The 14,802-nt window shown below is 54.9% G+C and carries 14 protein-coding genes; 8 read left to right on the top strand and 6 right to left on the bottom strand.

Annotated features, from left to right (window positions below):
• Nucleotides 1–9: 9 nt before the first annotated feature.
• Nucleotides 10–585, bottom strand: coding sequence for an RNA polymerase sigma factor RpoE (rpoE, locus tag ACVCAM_RS16265; RefSeq protein WP_006176728.1), 576 nt, complete (start codon nt 583–585; stop codon nt 10–12).
• Entirely contained in the window at nt 582–665 is an 84-nt protein-coding gene (gene rseD, locus ACVCAM_RS16270) for a rpoE leader peptide RseD (RefSeq protein WP_223605340.1), read from the bottom strand. The genes rpoE and rseD overlap by 4 nt, the downstream gene beginning before the upstream one ends.
• Before the next feature lie 343 nt (nt 666–1,008).
• Here rseD and nadB point away from each other — a divergent pair, with 343 nt between their 5' ends.
• Complete coding sequence (gene nadB, locus ACVCAM_RS16275) at nt 1,009–2,628, top strand: L-aspartate oxidase (RefSeq protein WP_407223592.1); 1,620 nt, start codon at nt 1,009–1,011, stop codon at nt 2,626–2,628.
• Here the strand turns inward: nadB and trmN are convergent.
• Nucleotides 2,613–3,350: a tRNA(1)(Val) (adenine(37)-N(6))-methyltransferase TrmN gene (trmN, locus tag ACVCAM_RS16280; RefSeq protein WP_032675352.1), complete on the bottom strand. Its 738-nt coding sequence runs from the start codon at nt 3,348–3,350 to the stop codon at nt 2,613–2,615. The two genes, nadB and trmN, sit on opposite strands and share 16 nt — an antisense overlap.
• A 132-nt stretch (nt 3,351–3,482) precedes the next feature.
• Here trmN and srmB point away from each other — a divergent pair, with 132 nt between their 5' ends.
• Nucleotides 3,483–4,811 (top strand): ATP-dependent RNA helicase SrmB, encoded by a 1,329-nt coding sequence (gene srmB / locus ACVCAM_RS16285; RefSeq protein ID WP_316462782.1) that lies wholly within the window; start codon nt 3,483–3,485, stop codon nt 4,809–4,811.
• 50 nt (nt 4,812–4,861) lie between these two features.
• Here srmB and grcA read toward each other — a convergent pair whose 3' ends face one another.
• Nucleotides 4,862–5,245, bottom strand: a complete 384-nt coding sequence (grcA, locus tag ACVCAM_RS16290) for an autonomous glycyl radical cofactor GrcA (RefSeq protein ID WP_008502190.1) — start codon at nt 5,243–5,245, stop codon at nt 4,862–4,864.
• 313 nt (nt 5,246–5,558) lie between these two features.
• On the opposite strand from grcA, the gene ung reads away from it, so the two are divergent.
• Nucleotides 5,559–6,248 (top strand): uracil-DNA glycosylase, encoded by a 690-nt coding sequence (gene ung, locus ACVCAM_RS16295; protein ID WP_023294333.1) that lies wholly within the window; start codon nt 5,559–5,561, stop codon nt 6,246–6,248.
• A gap of 40 nt (nt 6,249–6,288) precedes the next feature.
• On the opposite strand, the gene ACVCAM_RS16300 is transcribed toward ung, so the two are convergent.
• Nucleotides 6,289–7,389: a tRNA/rRNA methyltransferase gene (locus tag ACVCAM_RS16300; RefSeq protein ID WP_407223593.1), complete on the bottom strand. Its 1,101-nt coding sequence runs from the start codon at nt 7,387–7,389 to the stop codon at nt 6,289–6,291.
• A 204-nt stretch (nt 7,390–7,593) separates the two neighbouring features.
• Here ACVCAM_RS16300 and trxC point away from each other — a divergent pair, with 204 nt between their 5' ends.
• The 5 genes from trxC to ACVCAM_RS16325 all read left to right on the top strand — a co-directional run bounded on the left by trxC (nt 7,594) and on the right by ACVCAM_RS16325 (nt 13,315).
• The gene (gene trxC / locus ACVCAM_RS16305; RefSeq protein ID WP_021241886.1) at nt 7,594–8,013 is read left to right on the top strand and encodes a thioredoxin TrxC; all 420 of its coding nucleotides are present in this window, start codon (nt 7,594–7,596) and stop codon (nt 8,011–8,013) included.
• Nucleotides 8,014–8,082: 69 nt separating this feature from the next.
• Nucleotides 8,083–8,781: a tRNA-uridine aminocarboxypropyltransferase gene (gene tapT, locus ACVCAM_RS16310; protein WP_023325890.1), complete on the top strand. Its 699-nt coding sequence runs from the start codon at nt 8,083–8,085 to the stop codon at nt 8,779–8,781.
• A 35-nt stretch (nt 8,782–8,816) separates the two neighbouring features.
• On the top strand, nt 8,817–11,480 hold the full coding sequence (locus tag ACVCAM_RS16315; RefSeq protein ID WP_407223594.1) for a bifunctional acetate--CoA ligase family protein/GNAT family N-acetyltransferase: 2,664 nt from the start codon (nt 8,817–8,819) through the stop codon (nt 11,478–11,480).
• Between the two features lie 110 nt (nt 11,481–11,590).
• On the top strand, nt 11,591–12,946 hold the full coding sequence (pssA, locus tag ACVCAM_RS16320; protein WP_023294337.1) for a CDP-diacylglycerol--serine O-phosphatidyltransferase: 1,356 nt from the start codon (nt 11,591–11,593) through the stop codon (nt 12,944–12,946).
• Between the two features lie 45 nt (nt 12,947–12,991).
• Complete coding sequence (locus ACVCAM_RS16325; protein WP_008502197.1) at nt 12,992–13,315, top strand: YfiM family lipoprotein; 324 nt, start codon at nt 12,992–12,994, stop codon at nt 13,313–13,315.
• Here ACVCAM_RS16325 and ACVCAM_RS16330 read toward each other — a convergent pair.
• Nucleotides 13,312–14,607, bottom strand: coding sequence for an MFS transporter (locus ACVCAM_RS16330; protein WP_008502198.1), 1,296 nt, complete (start codon nt 14,605–14,607; stop codon nt 13,312–13,314). The two genes, ACVCAM_RS16325 and ACVCAM_RS16330, sit on opposite strands and share 4 nt — an antisense overlap.
• Nucleotides 14,608–14,802 lie beyond the last annotated feature (195 nt).

The raw sequence follows: 14,802 nt of genomic DNA on the forward strand, positions 1-14,802 counted from the left end.
CCGCTATCGTCAACGCCTGATAAGCGGTTGAACTTTATTATCAATAGCTTCTCGCGCACGGAAAATTCGTGAACGTACCGTGCCGACCGGACAATCCATGATAGCGGCTATCTCTTCATAGCTCAGACCATCCAGCTCCCGTAACGTAATTGCCATGCGTAAATCTTCCGGGAGCGACTCGATCGTGCGAAAAACGATTTGTCTCAGTTCTTCTGACAACATTAAGTTCTCAGGGTTCGAAATTTCTTTCAATGCGCCGCCACTTTCGAAGTTTTCGGCGTCGATTGCGTCGACATCACTAGAAGGCGGACGACGGCCCTGAGCGACCAGATAATTCTTTGCCGTATTGACCGCAATACGGTACAGCCAGGTATAAAAAGCACTATCTCCCCGGAACGAATCCAGCGCGCGATAGGCCTTAATAAAAGACTCTTGCACCACATCAGGCACATCACCTGACGGTACATAGCGGGAAACCAGGCTCGCCACCTTATGCTGGTAGCGCACCACCAGTAAGTTAAAGGCTTTCTGATCTCCCTTCTGGACCCGTTCAACCAGGACCTGGTCCGTTAACTGCTCGCTCATCCGAGGTAATGTCTCCCCAAACCTAAATTCCACGCGTTATCGAAACGCCACTCTAAAAATACCGCACTTTGAGCAAGCACCGAATTAGAGTGTCTGATCTTCAATAAGTTCCGTAACGCCTTTGTTTTTGTTCATCGCGCCGCAGACTGTTCATTTTCTCTCATTATAAGTCTGTTCACGATACGCACCACTTTCTGACAAGAAACATCTTTTTCCCGCCAGAAGAGTAACGCAACCCAGTCTTTATTTCATCACAAAATCTGACGCTAACGATCTGCTTCGCAAAATAATTTCACTCATTTACCCTCCGTTTACCTCCGCTTACGCGTTTAGCCATTGCAACACCCGTTAAAAAAAATGTGCGATAAATCGCATTCAGGTGCTATTCTGAGCCAACACTGTTTAGTAAATTAAACAACAATCATGAACACAACACCTGAACTCCATTGTGATGTACTGATCATCGGCAGCGGCGCTGCCGGTCTCTCTCTGGCGCTACGCCTGGCGGAGCATCAAAACGTTATCGTTCTGAGTAAAGGGCCGATAAGCGAGGGTTCCACGTTTTATGCCCAGGGCGGGATTGCCGCCGTGTTTGATGAGACAGACAGCATTGCCTCCCACGTCGACGATACGCTGATTGCCGGGGCCGGGATCGTGGATGCGCACGCCGCAGAGTTTGTCGCCAGCAATGCCCGCCATTGCGTGCAGTGGCTCATCGACCAGGGCGTCTTATTCGATACGCAGGTTCAACCCAACGGTGAAGAGAGCTATCACCTGACGCGCGAAGGCGGCCATAGCCACCGCCGCATCCTGCACGCAGCGGATGCCACCGGAAAAGAAGTGGAGACCACGCTGGTCGGCAAGGCGCTGAGCCATCCTAATATTCGGGTGCTTGAACGAAGCAATGCCGTTGATCTGATTATCTCCGACAAGATTGGCCTGCCGGGCACGCGTCGCGTGGTGGGCGCCTGGGTGTGGAACCGCAATAAAGAGAAGGTGGAAACCTGCCAGGCGAAGGCTGTGGTGCTGGCTACGGGCGGCGCCTCTAAAGTGTATCAGTACACCACGAACCCGGACATTGCCTCCGGAGACGGTATCGCGATGGCCTGGCGCGCCGGCTGCCGGGTGGCGAACCTTGAGTTCAATCAGTTTCACCCAACCGCCCTGTTCCATCCTCAGGCGCGCAACTTCCTGCTGACGGAAGCCCTGCGCGGCGAAGGCGCCTATCTGAAACGCCCTGACGGCACCCGCTTTATGCTGGACTTTGACGCCCGTGGAGAACTGGCCCCGCGCGATATCGTTGCCCGCGCCATCGACCATGAAATGAAGCGTCTTGGCGTGGACTGCATGTATCTTGATATCAGCCACAAGCCAGCAGAGTTTATTCGTCAGCACTTCCCGATGATTTACGAAAAACTGCTCAACCTTGGCATCGATTTAACCCGCGATCCGGTACCCATTGTGCCAGCCGCTCACTACACCTGCGGTGGGGTGATGGTTGACGATCATGGCCGTACCGATGTGGATGGTCTTTATGCTATTGGTGAGGTCAGCTATACCGGACTTCACGGCGCGAACCGTATGGCCTCTAACTCGCTGCTGGAGTGCCTGGTCTACGGCTGGTCTGCCGCAGAAGACATCACGAAACGCATGCCCTACGCCCGCGAAACAGAGCGCCTGCCTGCCTGGGATGAAAGCCGCGTGGATAACCCGGACGAGCTGGTCGTGATCCAGCACAACTGGCATGAGCTACGGCTGTTTATGTGGGATTACGTGGGGATTGTGCGCACCACGAAACGTCTTGAACGCGCGTTGCGCCGCATCACTATGCTGCAGCAGGAAATTGACGAGTATTATGCCAATTTCCGCGTATCGAATAATCTACTGGAGCTGCGCAACCTGGTGCAGGTTGCCGAGCTAATCGTTCGCTGCGCGATGATGCGTAAAGAGAGCCGCGGGTTGCACTATACGCTGGACTATCCGGATCAGCTTGAGGAATCCGGCCCGTCGATCCTCGCCCCGCAGGTTTACATAAACAGATAAAACGCCTGGGTCAGGGCAGTGTAATCTTCGGAATAACGCTGGTCTGGCCCACGGATCACCATTCGATCGTTAAAGCATTCCCCCTCTTTCGGCGAGAGCGCCAGCAGCACGCGATGCGGCAGTCGGCCTTCGGTATCCGAAATATCGGTACGCAGACGCAACGTCCAGCCGATCTCCTGCGCGATACCGATGAACGTGTTGCCCGTACTTTCAGGCAGGACCACGCAGAAAAAACCCTCTTCGGAGATAAGCTCGGCCGCGCTGGTGAGCAGCGCTTTATGATCGAGGGAACGGGTATAACGCGCCTGTTCGCGCTCGGGTGTCCCGCACTCAACGCCGGGCTCGTAGTAGGGAGGGTTGCTGACGATCAGGTCGTAACGCGCGGTTTGTTCAGGCGCCCAGGCGAGCACATCCGCACATTCCACTTTCATGCGGGCTGCCCAGGGCGATTCGGCCATATTGTCACTCGCCTGCTCTGCCGCCTGCGCGTCCAGTTCGACGGCATCAATGGTGACATGCTCTTCCGTGCGCTGCGCCAGCATCAATGCCACCAGCCCGCTGCCGGTACCGATATCAAGAATACGCTTAACCCCTGCGACAGGCGCCCACGCTCCCAGTAAAATACCGTCTGTACCGACCTTCATGGCACAGCGATCGTGAGCGACAAAAAATTGTTTAAACGTAAAACCATCGCGGCGCAGTTGCGCTTTGAGTTGAGACATGTCGGGGCAACCTTCTAAGTGAAACTGGAGTAGCATAGGGGAAAGCGAAGTGGCCGAAAAGCGATATCCGTACAAACAGATGAAGATTACAGCCGTAACGTCTATAATCAGCGCCCCACACAGAGGTAGAACATGACTGTAACGACTTTTTCCGAACTTGAACTCGATGAAAGCCTGCTCAATGCACTTGAGAGCAAAGGCTTCACACGCCCGACCGCCATTCAGGCAGCGGCCATTCCGCCTGCGCTTGAGGGCCGCGATGTGCTCGGTTCTGCGCCAACCGGTACGGGGAAGACTGCAGCCTATTTGCTGCCTGTGTTGCAGCATCTGCTCGACTTTCCACGTAAAAAATCTGGCCCGCCTCGTATTTTAATCCTGACGCCGACGCGCGAACTGGCCATGCAGGTGGCCGATCACGCGCGTGAACTCGCGGCAAATACCCATCTGGATATCGCTACCATCACCGGCGGCGTTGCGTATATGAACCACGCCGAAGTGTTCAGCGAAAACCAGGACATCGTCGTTGCGACGACAGGCCGCCTGCTGCAGTACATTAAAGAAGAGAACTTCGACTGCCGCGCGGTTGAAACGCTGATCCTCGACGAAGCCGACCGTATGCTGGACATGGGCTTCGCACAGGATATCGAGCACATTGCCGGGGAAACGCGCTGGCGTAACCAGACCATGCTGTTCTCTGCCACCCTTGAAGGGGAAGCGATTAAAGACTTCGCAGAGCGTCTGCTGGAAGATCCGGTAGAAGTGTCGGCGACGCCGTCCACCCGTGAGCGTAAGAAGATCCACCAGTGGTACTACCGCGCGGACAACCTTGAGCACAAGGTCGAATTGCTGAAACACCTGCTGAAGCAGGAAGATGCGCTGCGCACAATCGTGTTTGTCCGTAAGCGCGAGCGCGTGCACGAGCTGGCAGAAATGCTGCGTAACGCCGGGATCAACAACTGCTATCTTGAAGGCGAGATGGCGCAGATCAAGCGTACTGAAGGCATTAAGCGCCTGACCGATGGCCGCGTTAACGTGCTGGTTGCCACAGACGTTGCCGCTCGTGGGATCGACATCCCTGACGTCAGCCACGTCATTAACTTCGATATGCCGCGCAGCGGCGATACCTATCTGCACCGTATTGGCCGTACCGGCCGCGCGGGCCGCAAAGGTAATGCGATTTCACTGGTCGAAGCGCATGACTACCTGCTGCTGCAGAAAATTGGCCGCTATGTTGACGAGCCGCTGAAAGCGCGGGTTATTGATGGCTTGCGCCCAACCACACGTGCGCCGAGTGAAAAAATGACGGGTAAACCGTCCAAGAAAGCGCTCGCGAAACGTGCTGAGAGAAAAGAGAAAGAAAAAGAGAAACCGCGCGTGAAGCAGCGTCACCGCGACACCAAAAATATTGGTAAGCGCCGTAAGCCAAGCTCTGCCGCGCCAGAGACAAAAACGGAAGAGTAAAAAAAGCCGGGGAAATCCCCGGCTTTTTTATTCCCCCCGTAGCTGAAGCCTTACAGGCTTTCAGTAAAGGTACGCGCGATAACGTCGCGCTGCTGTTCTGGGGTCAGAGAGTTGAAGCGTACCGCATAGCCGGACACGCGAATGGTCAGCTGCGGGTATTTTTCCGGATGCTCAACCGCGTCCATCAGCGTTTCGCGGCGCAGTACGTTTACGTTCAGGTGCTGACCACCTTCCACGCGCACTTCCGGCTTCACTTCCATTGGAATTTCACGGTATTCGATTTCGCCCAGTTTGCTCACCGGCACGATTTCATCTTCAGCAAAACCCGCTTTCGCGACGACACAGCGCGCTTCGTTTTTCTCGCTGTCCAGCAGCCAGAAAGAGTTGAGCAGATCGTCATTTGCAGCTTTAGTAATCTGGATACCTGTAATCATGTGTTGCCTCCCTAGGCTACATTAACTGATGTCGGCCTCTCGCGGCCAATTGGTAAAACCATTGTTTCTTGTGTGTATATATATCATTCACACCTCGGTGATTTATTGATTTAAATCAACAAAAACACCAACCACATAAAGAGTGTGGTTTGAGTTTATTGCTTTAGATCAATTTTACGACCTTACCAATTCAATTTATCCTGCACATTTTCAACATAAATTTAGCTACTTAGCGCACATTTCGGCGTGGAATTTTGCTCACCGGGCTTTAGCAGGTAAGCTAGTCAGAGATTGAGATTCGCAGGAGAGCGAGATGACGACACCTTTAACCTGGCATGACGTGCTGGCAGAAGAAAAGCAGCAGCCCTATTTTATCAATACGCTCAACACCGTTGCGGCTGAGCGTCAGTCCGGACAGACGATTTACCCACCGCAGAAAGATGTGTTCAACGCCTTTCGCTACACCGAACTGAGCGATGTGAAAGTGGTCATTCTGGGCCAGGATCCCTATCACGGTCCGGGCCAGGCGCATGGGCTGGCGTTTTCCGTACGTCCGGGCGTGGCGATCCCCCCTTCTCTGCTCAATATGTATAAAGAGCTTGAAGGAACCGTGCCCGGGTTTACCCGACCAAACCACGGCTACCTGGAAAGCTGGGCGCGCCAGGGCGTGCTGTTATTGAACACGGTACTCACCGTGCGGGCCGGCCAGGCGCACTCGCATGCCAGCCTGGGCTGGGAGACGTTCACCGATAAAGTCATCAGCCTGATCAACGAACACCGTGAAGGGGTCGTGTTTTTACTCTGGGGATCGCATGCGCAGAAGAAAGGGGCGATTATTGACCGCCAGCGTCATCACGTGTTGAAAGCGCCGCACCCGTCACCGCTGTCTGCACATCGCGGTTTCTTCGGCAGTAATCATTTTGTTCTGGCGAACGAATGGCTGGAAAAACGTGGCGAAACGCCAATTGACTGGATGCCTGTGTTACCGGCTGAGAGCGAGTAGTATTTTAATGTGCCGGGTCAGGCCCGGCACATGAAGAGGCTTATGCCTTATTCTGACGCCACCATTCGGCCAGCAGTACGCCGGTTGCAACGGATACGTTCAGACTTTCCACATTGCCTGTCCCATCAATTGAGACGCTCAGATCCGCACTGGAGAGCGCCGCTTCAGACAGACCATCGCGTTCCTGACCCAGCACCAGCACCATCTTGCGTGGCAGCGTCGCTTTAAACAGCGGCGTACCGGCATGGCTCGAGGTAGTCACGATGGAATAACCCGCTTTACGGAACTGCTCAAGGGCATCCAGCACGCTATCGCCGGTGATCGGCTGTACGTGCTCGGCTCCGCCTTCCGCAGTACGGATCGCAGCGCCGGATTCCAGCAGCGCGGCATCCTGCAGCAGAACGCCTTTCACGCCAAAGTGCGCGCAGCTACGCATCATTGCGCCCAGGTTATGCGGGTTGCCCACATCTTCCAGCGCCAGCACGCAGTCATCGGCATCCGCCTGACTGACCCACTGCTGAACGGTCGTTCCGTTACGTTTTTTGATCAGGAAGCAGACGCCGCCGTGGTGTTCGGTACCGGATGCTTTGGTCAGCTCGGCATCATCAACCACGTGGTAGGCTTTGCGGTTTGCCGCCATCCAGCGCAGCGCTTCTTTAAAGCGCGGGGTTACGCTCTGAATAAACCAGGCGCGGACGATACATTCAGGACGGCTCTGGAACAGCGCCTGGCAGGCGTTCTCGCCATACACGCGGGTCTCTTCCGCACGCTGACGGCGCAGCACTTCCGGGTCGATAAAGCTTTTACCGCTGATACCGCCGTGATCGGCCTTTTCTGGCGTTTCGTCGCCAGGTGCACGAGAAACGGTGCGCCACGGGGAGGCGTTATCACGTGAGAAGTCATCCCGCGGACGGTCATCGCGTTTGCGATCGTCACGCTTGCGGTCATCACGTTTGCGGTCATCACCGCGGTTGTTTCTGTCATCGCGGGCGGGGCGACGGCCACCGTCTGCACGAGAAGACGCCGGACGCCCGCCACCTTTTCCGGTACGCGGATTTTGGGTGCGTTTATCAGAGTCATCATCACTGCGGACATACATCACTTTGACCTTGCCGCTTTTATTTTTCATTTCGTCGTTCATGCTTTTCTCCACCAGCGCTGCGCGAAGCGCGCAGATTACCCGATGTGCCAGCGCATAGCCATAATTTCGTACAAAAGCCTGTGACTATTGTTCTCATTGAATAAAACGCATTGTTGTTTCAAACAGGCTCATTGATAATATGTAACATATTAGAAACATTATCGGCGTCTTGCCGCTGTCCCACGGCTCTATCAGAGGTTAGTTATGAATACCGTATGTGCCAACTGTCAGGCTCTTAACCGCATTCCGGACGATCGGATTGAAGATGGTGCGAAATGCGGACGTTGTGGCCATGAATTGTTTGATGGCGATGTCATTAACGCGACGGGTGCTACGCTGGACAAACTCCTCAAGGACGATCTGCCTGTCGTAGTGGATTTCTGGGCGCCCTGGTGTGGCCCATGCCGAAGCTTCGCGCCGATCTTCGAAGACGTGGCCGAAGAACGCAGCGGGAAAATACGTTTCGTTAAGGTCAATACTGAAGCTGAACCTGAACTGAGCGCCCGTTTTCGCATTCGCAGCATCCCGACGATTATGATTTTCAAAAAGGGTGAAGTGGTCGACATGCTCAACGGTGCGGTGCCTAAAGCCCCGTTTGATAGCTGGCTTAACGAATCACTGTAACATTCACGGGGCACATCTTGTGCCCCGTTCCCGCCTCTGCGAAAATAGGGTTTTTCCTGCATTTCGCCCATGACTGATAACGCTGTTCTTCAATTACGCGCCGAACGCCTTGCGCGCGCCACCCGTCCGTTCCTCGCGCGCGGAAACCGTATTCGCCGCTGTCAGCGTTGCCTGCTGCCGCTGAAGGTTTGCCTGTGCGAGACGCTGACCCCGAGTTCGGCACAGAGCCGTTTTTGTCTGGTCATGTTTGATACCGAGCCGATGAAGCCCAGCAATACTGGTCGCCTGATTGCCGATATTCTGCCGGATACCGCGGCGTTTCAGTGGTCCCGCACGGAGCCCCCTCAGGCCCTGCTCGACTTAGTGGCAAACCCGGACTATCAGCCGATGGTCGTTTTCCCTGCGTCATATGCAGGTGTCGATCGCCAGGTGCTTTCGACGCCGCCATCCGGTAAACCGCCGTTGTTTATTATGCTGGACGGCACCTGGACCGAAGCGCGAAAAATGTTTCGCAAAAGCCCTTATCTCGACGCACTGCCGGTGATTTCTGTCGATCTTTCCCGCGTCTCCGCCTACCGCCTGCGTGAAGCGCATGCTGACGGGCAATACTGCACCGCCGAAGTGGCCATTGCGCTTCTGGATCTGGCGGGTGATACCGCTGCGGCTGGCGCCCTGGGCAACCATTTCTCCTGTTTCCGGGAACGCTATCTGGCAGGAAAAACCGTTCATAAGGGCAGCGTCACAGCAGCCGAGACTGAAAGCGTTTAAAATCATCAGGTCGCTTGCATTCACAGGAGGCCTGCATGAGCCAGCGAGGGTTAGAAGCGCTACTTCGTCCTAAATCCATTGCCGTCATCGGCGCATCAATGAAACCGGATCGTGCTGGCTATCTGATGATGCGCAACCTGCTGGCCGGAGGATTTAATGGACCCGTCATGCCCGTCACGCCCGCGTATAAGGCAGTTCAGGGAGTGCTTGCATGGCCTGATGTACAGAGCCTGCCTTTCGTACCGGATCTGGCCGTACTGTGTACAAACGCGAAACGGAATCCGGAGCTGCTGGAATCGCTCGGCAAGAAAGGCTGTAAAACCTGCATTATTCTCTCGTCTCCGCCTGAACAGAAAGCCGAGCTTCTGGCCTGCGCCAGCCGCTATCAAATGCGCATTCTTGGGCCAAACAGTCTCGGCCTGCTCGCCCCCTGGCAGGGCTTAAATGCCAGCTTCTCTCCGGTTCCGATCCGCAAAGGCAAGCTCGCGTTTATCTCGCAGTCGGCTGCGGTATCGAACACCATCCTCGACTGGGCGCAGCAGCGTGAAATGGGATTCTCCTACTTCATTGCTCTCGGCGACAGTCTGGATATCGACGTTGATGAGCTGCTGGATTTTCTGGCGCGCGACGGTAAAACCAGTGCGATTCTGCTTTATCTTGAGCACCTCAGCGACGCGCGCCGTTTCGTCTCGGCATCGCGAAGCGCGTCGCGCAATAAGCCGATCCTGGTAATCAAAAGCGGCCGCAGTCCTGCGGCTCAGCGTCTGCTGCATTCGCATTCCGGCATGGATCCCGCCTGGGACGCCGCCATCCAGCGCGCGGGGTTGCTGCGGGTGCAGGATACGCACGAGCTTTTTTCCGCCGTTGAAACGTTAAGCCATATGCGCCCGTTGCGCGGCGAGAAGTTAATGATTGTCAGTAACGGCGCCGCCCCTGCTGCACTCGCCCTTGATGAGCTGTGGCGGCGCTTCGGCAAGCTGGCCACGCTGAGTGAAGAGACGCTGCAGCGCCTGAAAGATGCGCTTCCGACCAGCGTGACGCCCGGCAATCCGCTTGATTTACGCGATGACGCCAGTAGCGACCGCTATATCAGGGCCATTTCCATTTTGCTGGATAGCCAGGATTTCGACGCGCTGATGATTATCCACTCCCCCAGCGCGGTCGCGCCGGGCAGCGAAAGCGCGCGCGCGCTCATTGATGCCGTGCGCAATCATCCGCGAGGCAAATATGTCACCCTGCTCACCAACTGGTGCGGTGAGTTTTCTTCGCAGGAGGCGCGACGCCTGTTCAGCGAAGCCGGACTGCCAACCTACCGCACGCCGGAAGGCACCATAACCGCGTTTATGCATATGGTGGAATATCGCCGCAACCAGAAACAGCTCCGCGAGACGCCGGCGTTGCCCGGGAATTTGACGGCCAATACCATTGACGTTCACCGGGTGTTGCAGCAGGCGATTGAAGAAGGCGCGACGTCGCTGGATACGCATGAAGTCCAGCCCATTCTGGGCAGCTACGGGATGCAGACCCTGCCGACCTGGATCGCCAGCGACAGCGCTGAGGCCGTACATATTGCCGAGCAGATTGGCTATCCGGTTGCCCTGAAGCTGCGTTCGCCGGATATCCCGCATAAGTCTGACGTTCAGGGGGTGATGCTCTACCTGCGGACGGCGGCAGAGGTGCAGCAGGCAGCCGATGCCATCTTCGATCGGGTCAAAATGGCCTGGCCGCAGGCAAGGATCCACGGCTTGCTGGTGCAAAGCATGGCTAACCGCGCAGGCGCTCAGGAGTTACGCGTGGTGGTCGAACACGATCCCGTTTTCGGCCCGCTCATCATGCTGGGTGAAGGCGGCGTGGAGTGGCGCCCGGAGGAGCAGGCCGTGGTGGCGTTACCGCCGCTGAACATGAACCTGGCGCGTTATCTGATCATCCAGGCGATTAAAAGCAAAAAGATCCGCGGCCGGAGCGCGCTACGTCCGCTTGATATTGCCGGGCTAAGTCAGTTCCTGGTACAGGTCTCTAACCTGATTGTGGATTGTGCCGAGATCCAGCGGCTGGACATTCATCCGCTGCTCGCCTCCGGCAATGAGTTTACGGCGCTGGACGTGACCCTGGATATCGCGCCATTCGAAGGAGACAGCGAGAGCCGTCTGGCGATCCGCCCGTATCCCCTGCAGCTGGAGGAGTGGGTTGAGATGAAAAATGGGGAACGCGCCTTGTTCCGCCCTATTCTGCCGGAAGATGAGCCCCAGCTGCGGGCCTTTATCTCTCAGGTCACGAAAGAGGATCTTTATTATCGCTATTTTAGCGAAATCAACGAATTTACCCACGATGATTTAGCCAATATGACCCAGATCGACTACGATCGAGAAATGGCGTTTGTTGCCGTTCGTCGCGCCGATAAGGGTGATGAGATCCTCGGCGTCACGCGTGCGATTTCTGACCCGGATAACGTCGATGCGGAGTTTGCCGTGCTGGTGCGCTCCGATCTTAAAGGTCTGGGCCTGGGAAGACGACTGCTGGAAAAACTCATCAGTTATACGCGAGATCACGGATTGTTACGCCTTAATGGCATTACTATGCCTAACAATCGCGGTATGGTGACCCTGGCGCGAAAACTTGGGTTTGACGTTGATATTCAGCTGGACGAAGGTATTGTTGCCTTATCCCTCAGTCTGACATCAGCAGACAAACGCGAGTAAGCTACTGGAAATGTTACCCACTTTGGACGGGACTGGTGGTATCATTGTCCGCTTATGTTGTTTGCATAGTACAGACAACCCTTCAATGAACAGAGAAGAAACGCACTGTGATGTTGTCAAAATTTAAGCGTAATAAACATCAACAACACCTTGCTCAACTACCGAAGATTTCTCAGTCAGTTGATGATGTAGAGTTCTTTTACGCTCCCGCTCATTTTCGGGAGACGCTTCTGGAAAAGATAGCCAGCGCCACGCGACGCATTTGCATTGTGGCACTGTATCTTGAACAGGATGAAGGCGGGCGCGCGATCCTGAACGCGCTCTATGAAGCCAAACGTCAGCGTCCGGAACTGGATGTTCGCGTGCTGGTAGACTGGCATCGCGCCCAGCGTGGCCGTATTGGCGCTGCCGCATCAAACACCAATGCTGACTGGTATTGCCGCACGGCGCAGGAAAATCCTGGCGTTGACGTGCCTGTTTATGGCGTCCCGGTGAATACCCGTGAAGCGCTCGGCGTTCTTCATTTCAAGGGGTTCATCATTGATGACAGCGTGCTATACAGCGGCGCCAGCCTCAATGATGTCTACCTTCATCAGCTCGATAAATATCGCTACGACCGCTACCATCTGATCCGTAATCCGCAGATGGCCGATATCATGTTCAACTGGGTTGATAAAAATCTGGTTCATGGCCGTGGCGTTAATCGTCTTGACGATCCCGAGCGTCCGAAAAGCCCGGAGATCAAAAACGATGTTCGCGCCTTCCGCCAGGAGCTGCGCGATGCGGTCTATCATTTCCAGGGCGATGCGAACAACGAAGAGTTATCCGTTACCCCGCTGGTAGGGCTCGGCAAATCAAGCCTGCTGAACAAAACGATTTTCCATCTGATGCCGTGCGCGGAGCAGAAACTGACTATCTGCACGCCGTATTTCAACCTTCCTGCCGTGCTGGTGCGTAATATCATTCAGCTGCTGCGCGAGGGTAAAAAAGTGGAAATCATCGTGGGTGATAAAACGGCAAATGACTTCTTCATTCCCGAAGATCAGCCGTTCAAAATCATTGGTGCGCTGCCTTATCTCTATGAGATTAACCTGCGTCGTTTCCTGAGCCGCTTACAGTATTACGTCAACACTGACCAGCTGGTTGTGCGTCTCTGGAAAGATGAAGACAATAGTTACCATCTCAAAGGCATGTGGGTCGACGATGAGTGGATGCTGCTGACAGGTAACAACCTGAACCCGCGCGCATGGCGACTGGATCTGGAAAACGCTATCCTGATTCATGACCCGCAGCATGAGTTAGCCGCCCAACGTGAACGCGAGCTGGAGCTGATTCGCACCCATACGACCGTGGTGAATCACTACCGCGAACTGCAGAGCATTGCCGATTATCCGGTAAAAGTTCGCAAGCTTATTCGCCGCTTACGTCGTATCCGTATCGACCGACTTATCAGCCGTATTCTGTAATATCCAGGCCCTGTGACCCGCAGGGCTTTTTTATGGAGCCCGTTGATGCGTATTCCTCTGGTACTGAGTGTGCTCTTCCTGAGTGGCTGTAGCCATATGGCTAACGATAGCTGGTCCGGACAGGACAAAGCACAGCATTTCCTCGCTTCCGCGATGTTGTCCGCAGCCGGTAATGAATATGCCCAGCACCAGGGATACAGCCGGGATCGTAGCGCGGCGATCGGGTTAATGTTCTCAGTAGGTCTTGGGGCATCAAAAGAACTGTGGGATAGCCGCCCCGCAGGGAGCGGCTGGAGCTGGAAAGATTTCGCCTGGGATGTCGCCGGCGCAACGACCGGCTATGCCGTATGGCAGATGGCGCGCTATTAAAGTCGAATGCCTTTCCCTTTGCGATGCAGCATCAGGGAGACAACAAACGCCAGTGCCCCCATTCCCGTTACGTACCAGAAGAATGTCGTTTCGCTTCCCCATGATTTAAGCGACAGCGCGACGTACTCCGCCGATCCGCCAAACACCGCGTTGGCTACCGCATAAGAGAGCCCTACCCCTAACGCGCGGACCTGCGCCGGGAACATCTCGGCTTTCAGTATCCCACTGATGGAGGTATAGAAACTGACAATCACCATCGCCACCATCACCAGCGCAAAGGCGGCATACGGTGAAGAGACATGCTGAAGCGCTGTCAGAATGGGAACGGTACATAATGCCGATAATCCGCCAAAAATGAGCATTGAGGTACGTCGGCCAATTTTGTCCGAGAGCGCACCGACGATCGGCTGTATGAGCATAAAGACAAACAGCGCCGCGGTCATGACCACACTGGCGACGTTGGCGTGCATGCCGGTGGTATTCACCAGATACTTTTGCATATAGGTGGTGAAAGTATAAAAACTGAGAGAGCCGCCCGCAGTGAAGCCCAGCACCATCAGGAAAGCTTTGCGGTTACGCCATAACCCTTTGAATGTTCCCGCCTCCTTCAGCATCCGGACCTCTTTCTGAGAGGTTTCATCTAACTGACGGCGTAGCCAAAGTGCGACAATCGCCAGCACTGCCCCCATTGCGAAAGGAATTCGCCATCCCCAGGCATGAAGTTGTTCGTCCGTCAAAATCTGCTGCAGGATCACCACCACAAGAATGGCCAGCAGTTGACCGCCAATCAGCGTGACGTACTGGAATGAGGCGTAAAAACCTTTACGGCCTTCCAGTGCAATTTCGCTCATGTAGGTCGCACTGGTACCGTATTCACCGCCCACCGATAATCCCTGAAATAAGCGTGCCAGCAAAAGTAGCGCCGGTGCCCAGGTGCCAATCGATTCATATCCCGGTAAGCAGGCGATCACCAGCGAGCCAAAGCACATCATACACACCGAGATCAGCATCGAGGCCTTACGCCCGCGACGATCCGCAATACGGCCGAACAGCCAGCCCCCGATGGGTCGCATTAAAAATCCTGCGGCAAAAACCCCAGCCGTTTGTAGCAGCTGTGTAGTGGTGTTGCCGGATGGGAAGAAAATATGTGCGAAGTAGAGTGAACAGAATGAGTAGACGTAAAAGTCGAACCATTCAACCAGATTCCCTGAAGAGGCGCTGATGATTGCCCATACCCTTCTTCGGGTATCACTGTGAGCCAGCGTCCCGTGTGATGTCATGCTTTCTGTCATTGTGATTATGCTCCTGCCATAAACTGCGGCGTATTGAGCCAGAAGGCTCAATAACCTCGTAAATGAAATGTTATAATTTTGTTATAAATAACATTGCGACAGGGATCACACATTCCATTAGCAGGATAAGGGATTAAGAGAAAGGCCAGGATGGAGATAAAAGCAAAAAACCCCGCACCTTCCGGTACGGGGTTT

Source organism: Enterobacter sp. CFEC122 (genome assembly GCF_052983755.1).